The sequence below is a fragment of the Paenibacillus sp. FSL R7-0204 genome, from assembly GCF_038002225.1.
Lineage (GTDB): Bacteria > Bacillota > Bacilli > Paenibacillales > Paenibacillaceae > Paenibacillus_AQ.
Map to the genome: position 1 here is coordinate 6,584,007 of NZ_JBBOCA010000001.1, position 16,155 is coordinate 6,600,161.

The 16,155-nt window shown below is 55.6% G+C and carries 17 protein-coding genes; 12 read left to right on the forward strand and 5 right to left on the reverse strand.

Annotated features, from left to right (window positions below):
- Positions 1–5: 5 nt before the first annotated feature.
- Positions 6–239 (forward strand): hypothetical protein, encoded by a 234-nt coding sequence (locus MKX42_RS28565; RefSeq protein WP_340756441.1) that lies wholly within the window; start codon positions 6–8, stop codon positions 237–239.
- A gap of 7 nt (positions 240–246) precedes the next feature.
- A complete protein-coding gene (locus tag MKX42_RS28570) occupies positions 247–1,353 on the forward strand; it encodes a GerAB/ArcD/ProY family transporter (protein ID WP_340756442.1) in 1,107 nt (368 codons plus the stop codon).
- On the opposite strand, the gene MKX42_RS28575 is transcribed toward MKX42_RS28570, so the two are convergent.
- Positions 1,345–1,491 carry a hypothetical protein gene (locus tag MKX42_RS28575; protein ID WP_340756444.1) on the reverse strand — a complete coding sequence of 49 codons (147 nt, stop codon included), beginning with the start codon at positions 1,489–1,491 and terminating at the stop codon, positions 1,345–1,347. The two genes, MKX42_RS28570 and MKX42_RS28575, sit on opposite strands and share 9 nt — an antisense overlap.
- A 333-nt stretch (positions 1,492–1,824) precedes the next feature.
- On the opposite strand from MKX42_RS28575, the gene MKX42_RS28580 reads away from it, so the two are divergent.
- From MKX42_RS28580 to cysC, 9 genes are all read left to right on the forward strand, one after another.
- Positions 1,825–2,079 carry a FeoA family protein gene (locus tag MKX42_RS28580; RefSeq protein WP_036723378.1) on the forward strand — a complete coding sequence of 85 codons (255 nt, stop codon included), beginning with the start codon at positions 1,825–1,827 and terminating at the stop codon, positions 2,077–2,079.
- Positions 2,076–2,807 carry a FeoB small GTPase domain-containing protein gene (locus MKX42_RS28585; RefSeq protein WP_340756446.1) on the forward strand — a complete coding sequence of 244 codons (732 nt, stop codon included), beginning with the start codon at positions 2,076–2,078 and terminating at the stop codon, positions 2,805–2,807. Before MKX42_RS28580 ends, MKX42_RS28585 begins: the two co-directional genes overlap by 4 nt.
- A complete protein-coding gene (locus MKX42_RS28590; protein ID WP_340756448.1) occupies positions 2,785–4,194 on the forward strand; it encodes a nucleoside recognition domain-containing protein in 1,410 nt (469 codons plus the stop codon). The genes MKX42_RS28585 and MKX42_RS28590 overlap by 23 nt, the downstream gene beginning before the upstream one ends.
- A 397-nt stretch (positions 4,195–4,591) precedes the next feature.
- Positions 4,592–5,437, forward strand: a complete 846-nt coding sequence (locus MKX42_RS28595; protein WP_340756450.1) for an STM4015 family protein — start codon at positions 4,592–4,594, stop codon at positions 5,435–5,437.
- On the forward strand, positions 5,437–6,852 hold the full coding sequence (locus MKX42_RS28600; RefSeq protein WP_340756452.1) for an STM4014 family protein: 1,416 nt from the start codon (positions 5,437–5,439) through the stop codon (positions 6,850–6,852). The genes MKX42_RS28595 and MKX42_RS28600 overlap by 1 nt, the downstream gene beginning before the upstream one ends.
- Before the next feature lie 15 nt (positions 6,853–6,867).
- Positions 6,868–7,653: an STM4013/SEN3800 family hydrolase gene (locus MKX42_RS28605; protein ID WP_340756454.1), complete on the forward strand. Its 786-nt coding sequence runs from the start codon at positions 6,868–6,870 to the stop codon at positions 7,651–7,653.
- Positions 7,654–7,696: 43 nt separating this feature from the next.
- Positions 7,697–9,085, forward strand: coding sequence for an STM4012 family radical SAM protein (locus MKX42_RS28610; protein ID WP_340756456.1), 1,389 nt, complete (start codon positions 7,697–7,699; stop codon positions 9,083–9,085).
- Entirely contained in the window at positions 9,082–9,951 is an 870-nt protein-coding gene (locus tag MKX42_RS28615) for an STM4011 family radical SAM protein (RefSeq protein ID WP_340756458.1), read from the forward strand. The genes MKX42_RS28610 and MKX42_RS28615 overlap by 4 nt, the downstream gene beginning before the upstream one ends.
- Complete coding sequence (gene cysC, locus MKX42_RS28620) at positions 9,951–10,511, forward strand: adenylyl-sulfate kinase (protein WP_340756460.1); 561 nt, start codon at positions 9,951–9,953, stop codon at positions 10,509–10,511. The genes MKX42_RS28615 and cysC overlap by 1 nt, the downstream gene beginning before the upstream one ends.
- 156 nt (positions 10,512–10,667) lie before the next feature.
- Here the strand turns inward: cysC and MKX42_RS28625 are convergent, their stop codons facing one another.
- On the reverse strand, positions 10,668–11,378 hold the full coding sequence (locus MKX42_RS28625; RefSeq protein ID WP_340756461.1) for a hypothetical protein: 711 nt from the start codon (positions 11,376–11,378) through the stop codon (positions 10,668–10,670).
- Positions 11,379–11,426: 48 nt separating this feature from the next.
- Positions 11,427–12,869 (reverse strand): aminotransferase-like domain-containing protein, encoded by a 1,443-nt coding sequence (locus tag MKX42_RS28630; RefSeq protein WP_340756463.1) that lies wholly within the window; start codon positions 12,867–12,869, stop codon positions 11,427–11,429.
- A 261-nt stretch (positions 12,870–13,130) separates the two neighbouring features.
- Between MKX42_RS28630 and MKX42_RS28635 the strand changes: the two genes are divergently transcribed.
- A complete protein-coding gene (locus MKX42_RS28635) occupies positions 13,131–14,081 on the forward strand; it encodes a DMT family transporter (protein ID WP_340756465.1) in 951 nt (316 codons plus the stop codon).
- Positions 14,082–14,179: 98 nt separating this feature from the next.
- On the opposite strand, the gene MKX42_RS28640 is transcribed toward MKX42_RS28635, so the two are convergent.
- Together MKX42_RS28640 and MKX42_RS28645 are read right to left on the reverse strand one after the other, a co-directional pair.
- Positions 14,180–14,779 carry a hypothetical protein gene (locus tag MKX42_RS28640; RefSeq protein ID WP_340756467.1) on the reverse strand — a complete coding sequence of 200 codons (600 nt, stop codon included), beginning with the start codon at positions 14,777–14,779 and terminating at the stop codon, positions 14,180–14,182.
- 80 nt (positions 14,780–14,859) lie between these two features.
- A complete protein-coding gene (locus MKX42_RS28645) occupies positions 14,860–15,660 on the reverse strand; it encodes a hypothetical protein (RefSeq protein WP_340756469.1) in 801 nt (266 codons plus the stop codon).
- Between the last annotated feature and the right edge of the window lie 495 nt (positions 15,661–16,155).

Genomic DNA, 16,155 nt, shown 5'->3' on the forward strand with positions numbered 1-16,155 from the left:
TATCTATGAAAATAGCTATTACTCTTCTACTCTATGCGCTGGCCTACGGGTGGGGATGGAGAATGCTGCGCGGAGAAGGGCACCGCCGGCGGCGGCTCTTACTTGGCGGCATTATGGGGTACGGGGCTTATCTTAATATATGCGGCATTACCGATACCCCTCATCTGTCGCTGGGCCTCCTGTATACGGTGCTCTTTCAGCCTGTCGGCAGAGCCATTATCTATTGGTTAGGAGGCTGAGAACCTTATGATGAACAACAAACAGGTCAAAGAACAGGTCTCTTCCCTGCAGATTGTGTTCATGATTATGCTGTTTGAAATTGGCAGCACGCCGCTGTTCCTGCTGGGGGGCACCGCCAAGCAGGATTCCTGGCTGGCGATGTGTGCAGGTTCAGCGGCGGGCTTCGCCCTTCTCCTTGTGCTGATGTGGATTCAGCACCGGTCTCCGGGCGCGGACCTGATTGGAATGCTCAAAGCTCATTTCGGCACAGCCCCCGGGGCGTTCATCGGCGCGGTGTACAGCCTGTACTTCGCTTATCAGTCCATGCGCAATGTCCGTGATCTCGGCGAGCTGACGGCGATGACCATGCTGCCGAGAACCCCGATGGCCATTACGATGCTGGTGTTTGTGCTGCTGGCCTTATATGCCATCTGGAAGGGGGCGGAGGTCGTCTTCAGGCTGCCTGAGGTGCTGCTGCCGGTCATGCTGTTCTTCTATTTTCTGCTTGTTCTGATGCTGGGCATCATGGGAGCGATCGATTTCAGCCGTCTGGCGCCGGTGATGGAGGGCGGGGTGATGCCGGTGCTGCAAGCGGCGCTGCCGGAGATCGTCTCGTTTCCCTTTGGGCAGATGATTGTTTTTCTGATGCTGTGGACGTTATGGGAGAAGCCCGGTATGCCTGTAAAATACACAGTGAACGCCTATCTGCTCATCAGCGTGTTCCTGATCTTTATGAATGCGCTGAATGTGGCCGTCCTCGGCCCGGCGATCGCGGGAGTCAGCCAGCTGCCTTTTCTCAAAACCGTCCGGGTGCTGTCCAACCTCAAATTCGTCGAACGGCTTGATATTCTCGTCACCATCCAGCTCTTCCTGGGGCTGCTGATCAAGATGATGCTCTTCTACTTCTGTTCTGTAAAAGCTCTTGCAGAGCTGACCGGCAAAACGGCCAAATGGTGGGTCTTCCCTGTGGGGGCCGTCATCTACGGTTCCTCATTCCTCGAACGGGATTACACCCAACATATTGCCATCGGCCTGGGGCCGAGCCTGAAGCTTGACCCGCTCTTCCAGGTCGCCATTCCGCTGCTGCTGGCCCTGTCGATCTGGGTGCGGGGCCGGTTACAGCGTTCAGCTTGAAGCAGATTGCTCAGGCTGCTGCAACTGGTCGAACTTCAAATTCTGCGGCCCGGACGGAAGGTTATCCGCACCTGTAGAGCCATCCGTTACGGGTACATCCTTGCCTACTTCCTCGAATTCACATTTCCCCAGCCACACCTGTCCGGTTCCCTCGATAGATACTTACTTGCCTGAAACTGCTGCCACCTTCTCCAAATCCAAATCCTCTTCCAGATGCTGCTGCATTACTCTCACCCCCTCCACAGCTCAAAGTATATAGCAGGCACCGGAAACACTTTTGATAAATCTTGCTGCACTTATCTTTCCCTAGGGAAACATTATTGTTGCAAGGACAAATTTATTTACGTATACTAATCTTGTGGCAGGATGCAATATTTTGTTCCCTGCACAATATACTATACAAGTGCATATTTCATACTTAAGGATAACTATAAATATTCATTCAATATTCATACGAAAGTGGGAGAGCTTATGGCCGGAGCCGTAATTCCATTGTCTGAAGCTACGAACGGCAGCACGCTGCGGATCAGCGGCATCGAGGTCCAGGGTGTGCTGCGGAGAAGATTGCTTGATCTCGGATTTGTCGCCGGGAACCGCGTAGAAGTGCTGCGGCGCAGCCCGCTCGGAGACCCTACGGCTTACCGGATCAGCAATACTACCATTGCCCTGCGGCGGGAAGAGAGTTCCCTCATTTATGGCGAACTGATTGGAGGCGGAGAAGGATGAGCGAGTATACTGTAGCTTTTGCCGGCAACCCCAATACAGGCAAGAGCACGCTGTTCAACCTGTTGACCGGGATGCGCCAGCACACCGGCAACTGGGCCGGCAAAACCGTAGTTACCGCTGAAGGGCGGTTCACCCACAAGGAGCATACTTACCGGGCCGTTGACCTTCCCGGCACCTATTCGCTCTACTCCAATTCCGCCGATGAAGAGGCGGCCCGGGATTATATTATTTTCGAGGAACCGGATGTAACGCTGGTGGTTCTGGATGCCACGTCGCTGGAGCGCAACCTCAATCTGGCCCTGCAGGTGCTGGAGATTACGGGACGCGCCGTGGTCTGCATCAATCTGATCGATGAAGCCAAACGGCTGGGCATTGATATTAATCTGAAGCGGATTGCGGAGCGCCTCGGTGTGCCTGTCACGGCCATTTCGGCCCGCAACGGGATCGGCATCGAAGCGCTGCTGGATCAGATCGCACGCGTAGCTACCGGTGAATTCAAGGCAGAGCCGCTGAAGATCACCTATGGCGAGGAGATTGAGCAAGGCATTGCCGAGCTGATCCCGATGGTGGAGCAGACGGTCGGTGCCAGATATCCGGCACGCTGGATTGCCCTGCGTCTGCTGGACGGTGACCACAGCCTGCTGACTTCCCTCAAAGCCCATATGGGACGCAAGGGTATATCTGTAGCGAAGGAGGTGGCCCGCCATGGAGTCACCGCATGCCATTAACGGCCAAGACCCGCTTGATTCCCTGCTGGCAACCGCGAAGAAGCTGGCAGATAAAGGGGCGGTCCGCGACGAGATTGTCAGCGGAATCTACGGCGTATCGGCTGGAATCTGCAGCGATGCCGTAACTTATCACGATAAGAAGAAGCTGGGCAGCACCTACAAGCTGGATAATATCGTCACTTCGAAGATCTGGGGCTTCCCTATTATGCTCGCCGGTCTTGGTCTGGTATTCTGGATTACCATTGCCGGAGCCAACTATCCTTCCGGCTGGATTGCCTCCCTCTTCAGCTGGATCGAAGGCTATCTGACCGCCGGCTTCGAGGCTGTTCATGCTCCCGCCTGGCTGCACGGCGTCCTTGTGCTGGGACTGTACCGCGGCACCTCATGGGTCATCAGCGTCATGCTGCCGCCTATGATGATTTTCTTCCCGGTGTTCGCGCTGCTGGAGAACTTCGGCTATCTGCCCCGGGTGGCTTTTAATATGGACCGCTTGTTCAAGAAATCCGGTGGTCATGGCAAGCAGGCCTTGACGATGTCGATGGGCTTCGGCTGCAACGCTGCTGCTATTCTGTCCACCCGCATTATTGAATCGCCCCGCGAACGCATGCTGGCCATTCTGACCAACAACTTCGTCCCGTGCAACGGCCGCTGGCCTACGCTTATACTGCTCTCCTCCATGTTCATGGTCGGGGCGGCAACCACCGGGGCACTGCGTACCTTCTCGACTGCGCTGGTGCTGATGGGGATCGTGCTGGTCGGAATTGTTGTCACCTTGAGCGTATCGTGGATCATGTCCAAAACCGCGCTGCGCGGTGTGCCTACTCACTACACTCTGGAGCTGCCGCCTTACCGCCGCCCGCAGATCTGGAAGACCATTGTCCGCTCTTCCAAGGAAAAGTCCCTCAATGTGCTGACCCGCGCCATCGTCGTGGCCGCTCCGGCAGGGATCATCACCTGGATTCTCGGCAATGTATTTGTCGGCGGCGAGAGCGTGCTGAATCATATGGCGGCCTGGTTCGATCCGTTCGCGCAGCTGCTCGGCATGGACGGCTTCATTATTATGGCCTTCATCCTCGGCCTGCCCGCTAACGAGATTGTGCTGCCTATCCTGCTGATGGGCTACATGTCCTCCGGGGCCATGGTGGATATCGAAGGTCTCGGCAGCATTAAGGACATCTTTCTGAGCCACGGCTGGACCTGGCTGACGGCGCTGAATATGATGCTGTTCTCCCTGCTCCACTATCCTTGCGGCACCACACTCGTGAACATCTACAAGGAGACCAAAAGCCTGAAGTGGGCGGTGCTCTCCGCTGTAATCCCGCTCGCTATCGCTATCGGCGTAACCTTCGCGGTGGCTTCGGCGGCCCGGCTGTTCGGCTGGGTGTAAATCATGCAGAGCACTATTCCCCTTGACGGGCGGATAGTGCTTTTTTGCGCTCTGGGCGCATCCTTCGCGGCAATCCCCGCCGCGCCCAATGTGGTCGGTTTTTCGACTACATTCGGACCTCACGCCAACGCCGTGCCAAATGTGATCGGTTTTTCGATTACATTCGGACCACACGCCAACGCCACTCCAAATGTGATCGGTTTTTCGATTACATTCGGACCACACGCCAACGCCATTCCGTATGTGATCGGTTTTTCGATTACATTCGACCCGTACAACCCCGTGGTTACGGGCGTTAACGGGGAAATAGGTGCACCTGCTCCTCTGCTATTTGACTCTCCCTCTCCCTACATGTTAGGGTGATTTGGAAGCTACTATTTTCCGGGAGGGATTGTTCATGACAGCAGTGAAGCTCAGTATTGATTACGATGCATTTGAGGAAGGCAAACGGATAGAGACGGAGATTGAACGCTTAAGCAGCAGCCCAGAAGCGGCTACCCTGACCAGCCTGACGATTGGCGACTGGGGACAAGCTTACGAGCAGAGTTCGGAGCATGTGGTTGAGGCTCTGGTGAAGCATAATGCAAGCTTCCCGGCGCTGCGCAAGCTGTTCATCGGGGACATGAGCTATGAGGAATGTGAAATCTCGTGGATTAACCAGACCGATCTCTCGCCGTTGCTGCCCGCTTATCCTGAGCTGCAATCCCTGACTGTACAAGGCGGTACCGATCTGCGTCTGAGCCAGCTGCAGCATGACAAGCTGGAAGAACTCATTATTATTACCGGCGGACTCGGCAAGGTTGTGCTGGCGGATATCGCCGCTTCTACTCTGCCTAACCTGCAGAAGCTCGAACTCTATCTTGGGGTGGACAATTATGGCTTCGACGGCGGGCTGGAGGACCTTCTGCCGCTGATCGAGCCCGGGAAATTCCCTAAGCTAACCTATCTTGGACTCAAAAACAGTGAGATCCAGGACGAAATTGCCGCAGCCCTGGCGGATGCGCCGATTCTGGACCAGCTCCATACCCTGGATATGTCACTAGGAACGCTTAGCGACACCGGCGCAGAAGCGCTGCTCGCCAGCGAGCGGGTCAAGGGACTGAAGCTGCTCAACCTGAGCCATCACTTCATGTCTGACGAGATGATGCTGCGTCTGAAGAACAGCGGATTGCCGGTTGATGTCAGCGACCAGCAGCAAGCCGATGACGATGATGACTGGCGTTATCCGTCGATCACAGAATAATGCAGCCCGCAGCACCGCTGATTGTCTTTTGCCAGCCCGGCGACCGGCGCTCGGCCGGCATTCAGCAGGCGCGTTCGCGTCTCGGGATGCCCCCGGCGCTGCTGATTCCCTACGCCGGGCTGCTGGAGAACCAGCCGCTGGCTGATCTGCTGGAGCAGGCTGTGCAGCAGCAGATTCGGGACCGAGGTCCGGGGCAACCGCTGCTGGAACAGTGGGAATCCCTGCGCGTTCGCAGCAGCGGACACTCCGAGCAAGAGTCCGCTGGCGGCGGCTTCAGCGGGCACTCCACGCAAGAGTCCGCTGGCGGCGGCTTCAGCGGGCACTCCGCAGCGGCACAGCCAGGCGGCAGCGGCAGCGTACCCGCTGTGCCAGGGTCCGCAGCGTGCCCGCCGCTGCTGCGGCTGGAGTCCCCCGGCGGCAGCTTCGCGCTGGAGCGGGCGCTTATCGCGCTGGGCGCACCCGATGCGCCGGACGCGGACGACTCGCTGCACCCGTTCGGGCAGCAGCCGGACCTGCGGCCGCTAAGCTTCAAAGCGGCCTCCGCCCTGAAGGACATGCCCGGCGTGCTGCATCACCCGTCCCAGTGGTTCCGCGGCTACTGCCGCCTGCTGGCACGGCTCCGGCAGGAGGCCGGGCAGCTCCTGCCCGCCTCCCGCTGGACCAATGACCCGGCGGAGATCGCAGCCATGACGGACAAGCGCCGGACCCAGCAGATTCTGGCTGAGTCCGGCGTGTCTGTTCCCCGGCCGCTTCGCGGCAGCGGCGGACAAGTCCCCGTGGACTACGCCTCCCTGCGCGAGCTGATGCTGTCGCAGCGGATGCACCGTGTGTTCATCAAGCTGGCCAGCGGCTCCGCTGCGTCCGGCGTGATTGCTTATCAGCTGAACCCGGTCACGGGAGCTGAGTCGGCGGTTACCACCATCGGGGTCGAGAGCTATATTACCCGGCCCCCGGTGTATTATAATTCCGGCAAGCTGCAGCGTTATACAGATTCTGCCCGCCTTGCCGGCATTATTAACTGGCTCTACCGCCACGGCGCCTATGCCGAGCAGTGGATTCCGAAGCCCGGCAGGGATGGGCATTCCTTCGACATCCGCCAGCTGGTTGTCGCCGGAGAAGCCTGCCACGCTGTCGCCAGGGTCAGCACCACCCCGATTACGAATCTGCATCTGCGCAGCCGGCGGATGACTCCGGCGGAGGCCGGGCTGAGCGAGGCGCAGCAGGCGGAAGTACGCCGGACAGCGGAGGCTTCGCTGGCCGCTTTTCCGAACTCTTCCATCGCGGGCATCGATGTGCTGGTTGGAAGCACCGGGCAGACGTACACGGCGGATGTGAATCCTTTTGGCGACTTGTTGTACGATGTTGAATACCAGGGCTGCAGCACCTACGAATGGGAAATGAAGCAGCTGTCTTAGGAGGAATCCGGCCCCATGACCGATATGAATGCCGTCGTCGGCACCCACGATATATTGATGATTACGCTTGATACTCTGCGCTACGATGCGGCTGTGCTGGAGGAGGCGAATTGCCCCAATCTGTGCGGCAGCGGCTCCTGGGAGAAGCGGCATACCCCCGGCAGCTTCACGTATGCGGCCCATCACGCCTTCTTCGGCGGCTTCCTGCCCACTCCGGCTAACACGAATAAGGCTGAGCATGTACGGCTGTTCCACTCCAGGAATACCGGAATGAAGACCCATCCCCATACCTGGCTGTTCGATACACCGGACATGGTGTCGGGGCTGGCAGCGGCGGGTTATCAGACGATGTGTATCGGGGGCGTAATCTTTTTCAGCAAAAAAGTGCCCCTCGCCCGCGTCCTCCCCGGTTATTTCCAGCAGAGCTACTGGCGGATGACCTTCGGGGTCACGAACCCGCGCTCGACGGAGCATCAGGTGAATCACGCGCTCAAGCTGCTCGGCAACACCCCGCTGGACCAGCGGCTGTTCCTGTTCATGAATGTCTCGGCGATCCATGGCCCGAACCATATGTTCCTGCCGGGTGCGCGCAAGGATTCCGTGGACAGCCAGCGTGCAGCGCTCCGTTATGCCGACGGAGCGCTGGCGCGTCTGTTCGATGCGTTCAGGAAGCGGGGCAATCCGGTATTCTGTCTGGCTTTTTCCGATCACGGCACGGCTTACGGCGAGGACGGCTATCAGGGCCACCGGCTGGCGCATGACACGGTATGGAATGTTCCGTACCGGGAATTTATTTTATAAGTATGGAACTGAAATTTCGATCCCGCACAAGGAAGGAGAACGTATGACGTCCATCCGGCAATCTCTGCATCACCTGAACCAAGACGGACACCCTCCCTTCTCCGCTGGGGAGCTTCAGCAATGGACGGAGCAGATCACAGCCCATCCTTACCGCAATTATCTCTATTCTTATCCGCACAAAACCGCTTACCGCGAGTTCGCCTCCCCCCTTCCTTTAGAGGAGCTGTGGCGGGATGAGCCTGCGGAGAGTTTTTTCTTATATATGCATATTCCGTTCTGCGGCGCGCGCTGCGGCTTCTGCAACCTGTTCACGCTGCCTGATAAAAGAGCGAATGTGCACGCCGAATACGTGGATGCGCTGGAACGGCAGGCCCGGCAGTGGGCAGCCTTCACCCGTCACAAGCCTTACGCGCGCTTCGCCATCGGCGGCGGGACGCCCAGTCTTCTTGCTCCCGCGCAGCTGAACCGGCTGTTCAGGATTGCAAAGGATATCATGGGGGTTGATCTTAGAACCACCTCTATCTCTGTGGAAACCTCGCCCGAGACGCTGACGGAGGAGAAGCTGACGATTCTGAAGGAGCATACCGTGGACCGCGTCAGCATGGGCATCCAGAGCTTCGTGGCCGCCGAGTCGGCTGCGATCTACCGCCCGCAGGACCCGGAGGTGGTGTACCATGCGCTGGAGCTGCTGGGGCAGTTTGATTTCCCCATTCTCAATCTGGATCTGATCTACGGACTCCCGGGGCAAACGGTAGATTCCTGGCTCTATTCGCTGAACCAGGCGCTATTGCATGAACCGGAGGAAATCTTCCTCTATCCGCTCTACACCCGTGAGCATACCATTGTGAAGCCGGGCGACCTGGTGAATCAGCTGGATATCCGTCATGAATGCTATGAAGCAGCACGTGCAGTACTGGCAGAGCGTGGCTACCGCCAATATTCCATGCGCAGATTCGCCAAAGAGGATGCCGGAACTGGCAAGGTTATTCTTGACTACAGCTGCCAGGAGGAAGGCATGGTCGGCCTCGGCTGCGGCGCGCGTTCCTATACCCGGAATGTTCATTATGCCTCCCGCTACGGCGTCAGCCGCAAGGCCACGGAGAGCATTATCGCGGATTATGTTGCAGCCGAGCGTTATGATACAGCCGATTATGGCATCGTGCTGAGCCTGGACGAGCAGAAACGGCGGTTCATTCTAAAAGCAATCCTGCACAGCGAAGGACTGACAATTGCGGACTATAACCAGCGGTTCGGGACTACCCTATGGGAGGATCACCCCGAGCTTGGCCTCTTGGTACAGAGCGGGTTCGCCACGGATGATGAGGGTATTCTGCGGCTGACTCCAGATGGGCTGGGCTACTCCGATTCCATCGGTGACTGGTTCATCTCCGGTGAGATCCGCGAGCAGATGAAGGAGTTCATCCTGCCATGAAGGCAGTCCTCTACTACCGGGGTTCCCTCTCCTCCTGTAATTATGACTGCCCATACTGCCCCTTCGGCAAAACCAAAGACAGCGCCGCCACCCTCGCCAAAGACCGCGCAGGTCTTGAGACCTTCGTCCGCTGGGTGGCGGAGCAGGGGGCTGCAGGCCACCGCCTGTCTATTTTTTTCAATCCGTATGGCGAGGGCTTGACGCACCGCTGGTACCGGGATGCGCTGATCACGCTGTCCCATATGGAGCATGTGGACAAGGTTGCCATCCAGACCAATCTGTCCGCCCGGCTTGATTTCACCGCTGAACTGAATCCGTCCAAGGCAGCCTTCTGGGCGACCTATCATCCGGGTCAGGTCAGTGAGGAACGGTTCCTGGCGCAGTGTATGAGCGTATACCGCCGGGGGATTCCTTTTAGCGTCGGCAGTGTGGGGGTGCATAGTGCCTTCCCGGCGATCGCCTCGCTGCGTGCGGCCTTGCCGGAGGAAGTCTATCTGTGGGTGAACGCCTACAAGGACAAGCGGGATTATTATACGGCAGAGGATATAAGCTTCCTGAGCGGGATAGACCCGCATTTCCAAATTAATGCCATGGACTACGACAGCCTCGGCGCCAGCTGTAATGCCGGCAGCAGCGTATTCTACGTGCAAGGCCCCGGCCTGGTAAAGCGCTGCTACAAGGACCGCGCGGTCATCGGCAACCTCTACCGTGACGGACTGGAGGGGCTCGCTGCCCGGCGGAGCTGCCGCATGAAGGTCTGCGATTGTTACATCGGCTATATTCATATGCCCGAGCTGGGCCTGGAGCAGATCTACGGCTCCGGCCTGCTGGAGCGGATTCCTTACGGCGCAGGGAGGACAGAGTAATGACTACTGGTAAGCTACAAGCACACAAGACCTCTGCCGGGTTAACGATATGGCTTACCGGTCTGTCGGGAGCGGGCAAGTCTACACTTGCCGCTCTGCTCACAGACCGGCTCCGGGAGCAGGGGCAGGCGGTGGAATGGCTGGACGGCGATGAGCTGCGGCGCAGCCTGGGGCAGGGACTCGGCTTCAGCCGTGAGGACCGGTTCGAGAACATCCGCAGAGCGGTCTACCTCTCCGGGATGCTGAACCGGCATGGCGTGATTACCATAGTCTCGGTGATCAGCCCTTATGCCGAGATGCGCAGCTATGCCCGGCAGGAATTGCCGGGCTTCGTCGAGGTCTATGTGGACTGCCCGCTTCCCGTCTGTGAAGCGCGGGATGTCAAAGGGCTGTACGCCAAAGCCCGCTCCGGTGAGATCCCGGCCTTCACCGGGATCTCCGATCCTTATGAAGCTCCGGCTGACCCGGAGCTGACGCTGCACACAGCGGAGCGTACACCGGAGCAATGCATGGAAGAGCTGATCAGCTGGCTCACAGAGCATCGGCTTTATCGGCTGTGATGGGATAGAGCAGACGGAATAAGGAGGGGCGTTGATGCCCCTCCTTTGTTTATTTAGCGCGTATCCGGGGAATTCAGGTGCACTAATGCTCCTCATTCGCTCGTTTAGGCCGCATCTGCTGAATTCGGGGGCAAGTAAGGACAAATTGTATCCAGATTATTTGCGCGAGTTAGATTGGCGGCGCAGGAGAATCACTGCGGCGGCTCCAAGGACTACTATACCGGTACCTGCTCCAGCGTAAATCAGCCTAGATGCAGAGGTTGTTTCAGGCACGGACGTTGGATTTTTTTCAGCCGTATGTTCAGAGATTGGAGGGCTTACTGAAGTTGGATGATTACCAGAGACCGCCCCTTGATCATCAGTGATCCCGGGCGGCTCCGTGGGCGAGCCCCCTGACATTCCGGCGCCAAGCTCATTAAGGTCCTCCTTCGCCCCAGAGAAGAATGCGGTCCGGCTGCAGAAGCTGACTGTAAGCTTAGCTGTTCCTTCCTCCCCCTCCGCTTCCTCTGCGCCTGCATACACGATGTAGCGTTCACCCTTTGTGAACTGGAATCCGCAGCTTTCCTCCGCCTGTGCGGTAGTTACCGTTACCCTCTCTCCCATTTCACCCTTCCACCGCGCTCCCACTTGAAAGGTTACCTGCACCGGATCAGCGCTGGACTGCATAATTTTAAATTTCTCTTTAATGGAGACTACCGTTCCCTCAAAAACAGCTGCACTCTTCTCCATTGCTTCCAGCGGCGAAGGAGACACTGCACAAGAACAGGCATAGGTTACCTGCGGGCGAATAGTCAGCAGTGTCATGAAGACAATCAGCGAACAGAGAATCATCAGCCAGGCGCTCCGTATTTTCCTTGTCGTTACCATCAACATCACGCTCCTCATAACCCTCAGACGGAAACTTCCAGAGAAAGGTTACACACTCCCGCCATCTACTCCCCCCGCCTCAATCTCCCGCGCAATGGCAGTGAGCCGCCGCATTCCCTCGCGCAGCAAGGCTTCACTGGCGAACGAGTAGCTGAGGCGCAGCCAGGACTTCATCTCCCCCAGCGGATCACAGAGCTCACCGGGAACGAAGGAGATGGACTGCTCCAGACAACGGGCCAGCAGCTTAGTGACCGGAACACTGTCCGGCAGCTTGACCCACAGATTAAGCCCACCTTGCGGAGTTGTCCATTCCCAGCCGGTGGCCGCGAGCTCCTCCTCCATAATCTCCCTGTGCACCTGAAGGGCAATCCGCAGCTTGCCGAGATGCTGCTGTAAGCGCGGCGAGGTGTAATAATGCAGGAAAATCTTCTGATTCAGCAGCGGCGTCCCGTTATCCGCTAAGGACTTGGCGGCGATCAGCCGTTCCATGAACGGGTAACGGCAAGCCACGGCGCAGATCCGCAGGCCGGGAGCTACATATTTGCTGAAGCTGCTGATATACATCACCCAGCCCTCCGTATCATAGGCGAAGAACGGCGGGGGCGGCTCTTCCCCGAAGTACATGTCACGGAACGGATCATCCTCCACGAGCAGGCAGCGGTAGCGCTCCGCAAGCTCCACCAGCAGCTTGCGCTGCTTCGCCGGAACCGTATACCCCGTCGGGTTATGATGGGTCGGGTTGATATAGAACATCCGCGGCTTATTCTTACGCATCAGCTCCTCCACCGCCGCCAGGTCATATCCCTGCGGCGAGATCTCCACGGCTACCAGCCGCGCCCCTGCCCGCCGAAAAATATCCAGCGCCACACTATACGTAGGCCGCTCCACCAGCACAGCATCCATCGGACCGAGCATGATCCCGGCAATCAGATTGATGGCCTGTTGTGCACCTGAAGTAATCAACAGCTCGCGGGCCGACAGCTGGAGCCTATACCGCTCCTCGAAATGGCTGCTCAGCGTAACCCGCAGCTCTTCATCCCCCTCCACGGAGGAGTAGGTGCCCATGACCTTCGGGTAGAGATCGAATACTTTTTTGACATAATCGGACAGGAACAGGTTCGGCAGCAGTCCCGGATCAATCAAGGCCTGGGAGAATTGGTACGTGACCGGCATCCGCTGAATATCCGACATCGGGCTCCTGACCATATACCCCGGTACTGCCGCCCCTTCGTCCACCGTAGGGTCCAGCCTGCTGCCCGGGGCCACATAATAACCGGATTTGTCTTTAACATACAGCTTGCCGCTCTCGGTAAGTGCCCGGTAGGCCTTGAAGACCGTCAGCCGGTGAACTCCCAGCTCCTCCGCCAGCAGCCGGATCGACGGCAGTTTATCACCGGTACTCCACTCCCCCCGCTCCATCCGGTTCAGCATGAACTCATAGACTTGGCGGGATAAGGGATTATTCTGCTCGGCACCCGCTATTTTTTTCATCAACCTGCCGCCTTTCTGCAACATATACCGGGGTCGCACCCCGCTCCATCACTCAATATTCACTCGACTAAGCTCCTGCTGACACTTGCCGATTTCTACACATCCTTGCACGCCCCGCAGCTAACTTCTCTTTGCCCTATTGTACAGCATTCCCTCCCGCAACTGTTCTACTATCTTCAATCTGTTCTGTGCCTATAAGGATATGATTAACTGAAATCTTTAAGAGGGTGGCACACTACCACCACAAAGGGGAACTGAAACATGATTCTGTTAGCTTATTCACTTGTCTGTCTGATCTTCGGCACTACCTTCCTGGCCATCAAAATCGGCGTAGACGCCGGAGCGCCGCCCTTCTTCTCTGCGGGACTGCGTTTTTTCACGGCGGGTGCGGTGCTGTTCCTGTTCATGGTTCTGAAGGGCAAAGTCCGCTTCTCCCTGCTGCTGCGCAAGGAAATGCTGCTCACGGGAGCAGCCCTGACCTTCGGCACCTTCGCCGCGCTCTACTGGGCGGAACAATATGTATCCTCCGGACTTGCTGCCGTATTGTCAGCCACCGGACCGATGATGATTCTGCTGATGCAGACGACCTTCCTGCGCCAAAAAGCTCCCGCCTACTCTCTGCTCGGCTGTATCATCGGGTTCACCGGAGTCCTGCTGCTGGTGCTGCCCAGCCTGGCGGCTGACGTTACTCCGCTCTGGCTGATCGGCTGTGTCGTGGTGCTGATTGGGGAACTCTGCTACGCGGCGGGGGCGATCTATTCCAAAAAAGTAATCACCACCTTCTCCGCCGAGTCCCCCGTGGCTCTTAACGCAGCCCAGATGATGTACGGCGGGGCGCTGCTGTTCATCATCTCCCTATTCACAGAGCCGCTGCACCCGTCCTTCCTGTTATCGTTCAAGACCGCCGGCTCCCTTCTCTACCTGACCGTTGTCGGCTCCATGGTTGGACATACACTGTTCTACTGGCTCGTCTCCAAGACGAATCCGGTTTTTCCGTCCACCTGGCTGTATATCTCTCCGCCGATTGCCGTCGGCGTAGGCTTCCTGTTCTATAACGAAGCGGTCACCTGGGTAACGCTGCTTGGCGTGTTCACGATTATATTCGGAACCATCCTTGTGAACGCTGGCGCACTGAGGCAGCTGTTCTTCAAGCCTAAACCGGTAATACCTGTTCTGCCAAAAGCAAGCGTTGAGCCCCTGGTTCAGGAGTAGCTAACTGGCGCTTCTCACCGAACACAAACAGCCTGCACCCTGATTTAAAGGAATGCAGGCTGTTCTATTATTTCCACAGGCTTCACGCCAATGGGCGTCTACGGCTGCTCTTCTGAGCTGAAATACAAATTCAGCGGCAATTCCTTATCGCTATCGAAGCTGTTCGCCATTCTGTAGGTAATAAACAGCTTGTCATCACCCTCGCCGTGTGTCCAGGATTCTTCTACTGCTCCTGTCAGCGGCTTCAACGGGAAGGTCATCCCGTCTATCGACCGGAGTGATTCCTCTACTTTGTCAGCCTCTGCCTCATCCACTGGTTTGTATTGATTCAGGAAAGCACGTACTAGCTCTCTCGCATCCTCATACCCGCTGTCCGATCTGGGAAAAACCATCCCGATTCGGTAACCGGTAATCTTACCGTCTGTGACATCTGCCTTCATCTGCTGGATGAATTCTTTTTGATTGACGGTCAGTTTTTCGTCCAGCATCAGTGTACCCAAGGTTGCATCATACGCTTGTGCAGCATCCTTGATTCCAAGAGCATTAAGCCCTTCTTCAAGCGGCTGCTTGAATACGGACCGGTGCTTCTCTACCTGTGTGAACAACTCGTTATATTGGGGTGTGTCCTTGCTGCAGCCCGCCGTTAATAAGGAAAGAAACACTATTCCACAGATTAGCAAAAAGTATGATTGTCTCAATTGAATACACCTCCTTGTCTTTCACTTACCTAGAAATCAAACACTAGGAAAGTTATTTTATATTATATGTCCAACTTGGTTTACAAGATGCCAGTAACTTCAAAATGATGATTAGTACCATTTACATTTATATCATATGATACTCCGCATACCCAAGCTATACCTCCTCCTACAAGATAAACCCTATTGCTGCTTAATGCATTATATCCAGTATATTTTGTTCCCAGTATGGGCGAACTGACACTTGTGGTTACTTCATGTCGAAAAGGAAAATTGTTTGCTTCAGGAGCAGCAGTATACCCAGGATAAGTAAGGAGTGTTCCAAAAGTAACCCATGTTGCTTTAAAATTACCTATGTTATATCCGCTGTTAGCATACGCTGTAACATCTTGACGTAGAGGGCGCATGTACGTAAGATTGTTAAACTGATCATAATGTGCAGTAAATATACTAACGGAACTTAATCCGTAACCGATTGTCCCTGGTGTCCCAGTTGGTTTACCCGCCTCACCTATAGCACTTATTGCATTTGCTTTTGAGATTGGCAATACCGTAGTAACACTTATATCTCCACTGTCCAATTCATTCCAAATTCTAATGGCTTCACCATGAATCTCTCCACCACGCATTGTTTCAATATTTTGAGTTGCAGGTACATACTGTACTGCACTGTCCTGATCAAGAGTTGCACCCTGCTCACGCAACCAGTTTATAGTCACTTCAGGCAGTTCATTAATGCTCATGATCGCCGTCTCAGCGGCAGACATACTATCAACAACAGTTCTAAATTCTTTATTTTCCAGATTATTTTCCATTGCAAAGGCATTTAAAGGTATGAAGATCAGTATAGCAACAACCATGATCGAAACTAGTCTTTTCATAATTTACTCTCCCCTGCGCTTTTTTTCAAATTTTTTCATCTAGGATGGCCACCCACTAAGCCTTACCACATATGTGATATAAATAAACGTTATTTAATCCTTATATTGGAAAACGGTTGTTAAGTCCTAGGCGTTATGTGTATATTCGACAATTAATACTATTAACCGACATATTAGAAAATTAGAATTCATAATGTTGATTTCATCTCATTTGGTAACCTCCCTAAAATCTCAACTTCAGTATCCTTTTAGCAATCGCTTTTTCATAAAAGTATCTAATTACATAAATCTTCAGTTAAAGAAAGCTTGTCTATGAATTGCTGACTGGTGGAGCAAAATACATTTTCGCGGCATTCCTTTCATCCTGTGAAAAATATAGCAGACTACTCTAAAAATCAAACACTCTCCCTTGAACACTGGACACGCAAAAACAAGGGCCGCCCTAAAGTCCGGCAGGACTTCGGGAAACCCTTGTCTTTTGTCATCTTATGCGCC

Coding starts and splice junctions, on each gene's coding strand:
- cysC (WP_340756460.1), top strand. CDS start 9,951: ATGACTACTGGTAAGCTACAAGCACACAAGACCTCTGCCGGGTTAACG.
- MKX42_RS28630 (WP_340756463.1), bottom strand. CDS start 12,869: ATGAAAAAAATAGCGGGTGCCGAGCAGAATAATCCCTTATCCCGCCAA.
- MKX42_RS28615 (WP_340756458.1), top strand. CDS start 9,082: ATGAAGGCAGTCCTCTACTACCGGGGTTCCCTCTCCTCCTGTAATTAT.
- MKX42_RS28635 (WP_340756465.1), top strand. CDS start 13,131: ATGATTCTGTTAGCTTATTCACTTGTCTGTCTGATCTTCGGCACTACC.
- MKX42_RS28595 (WP_340756450.1), top strand. CDS start 4,592: ATGACAGCAGTGAAGCTCAGTATTGATTACGATGCATTTGAGGAAGGC.
- MKX42_RS28605 (WP_340756454.1), top strand. CDS start 6,868: ATGACCGATATGAATGCCGTCGTCGGCACCCACGATATATTGATGATT.
- MKX42_RS28625 (WP_340756461.1), bottom strand. CDS start 11,378: ATGGTAACGACAAGGAAAATACGGAGCGCCTGGCTGATGATTCTCTGT.
- MKX42_RS28600 (WP_340756452.1), top strand. CDS start 5,437: ATGCAGCCCGCAGCACCGCTGATTGTCTTTTGCCAGCCCGGCGACCGG.
- MKX42_RS28585 (WP_340756446.1), top strand. CDS start 2,076: ATGAGCGAGTATACTGTAGCTTTTGCCGGCAACCCCAATACAGGCAAG.
- MKX42_RS28570 (WP_340756442.1), top strand. CDS start 247: ATGATGAACAACAAACAGGTCAAAGAACAGGTCTCTTCCCTGCAGATT.
- MKX42_RS28580 (WP_036723378.1), top strand. CDS start 1,825: ATGGCCGGAGCCGTAATTCCATTGTCTGAAGCTACGAACGGCAGCACG.
- MKX42_RS28610 (WP_340756456.1), top strand. CDS start 7,697: ATGACGTCCATCCGGCAATCTCTGCATCACCTGAACCAAGACGGACAC.
- MKX42_RS28565 (WP_340756441.1), top strand. CDS start 6: ATGAAAATAGCTATTACTCTTCTACTCTATGCGCTGGCCTACGGGTGG.
- MKX42_RS28645 (WP_340756469.1), bottom strand. CDS start 15,660: ATGAAAAGACTAGTTTCGATCATGGTTGTTGCTATACTGATCTTCATA.
- MKX42_RS28590 (WP_340756448.1), top strand. CDS start 2,785: ATGGAGTCACCGCATGCCATTAACGGCCAAGACCCGCTTGATTCCCTG.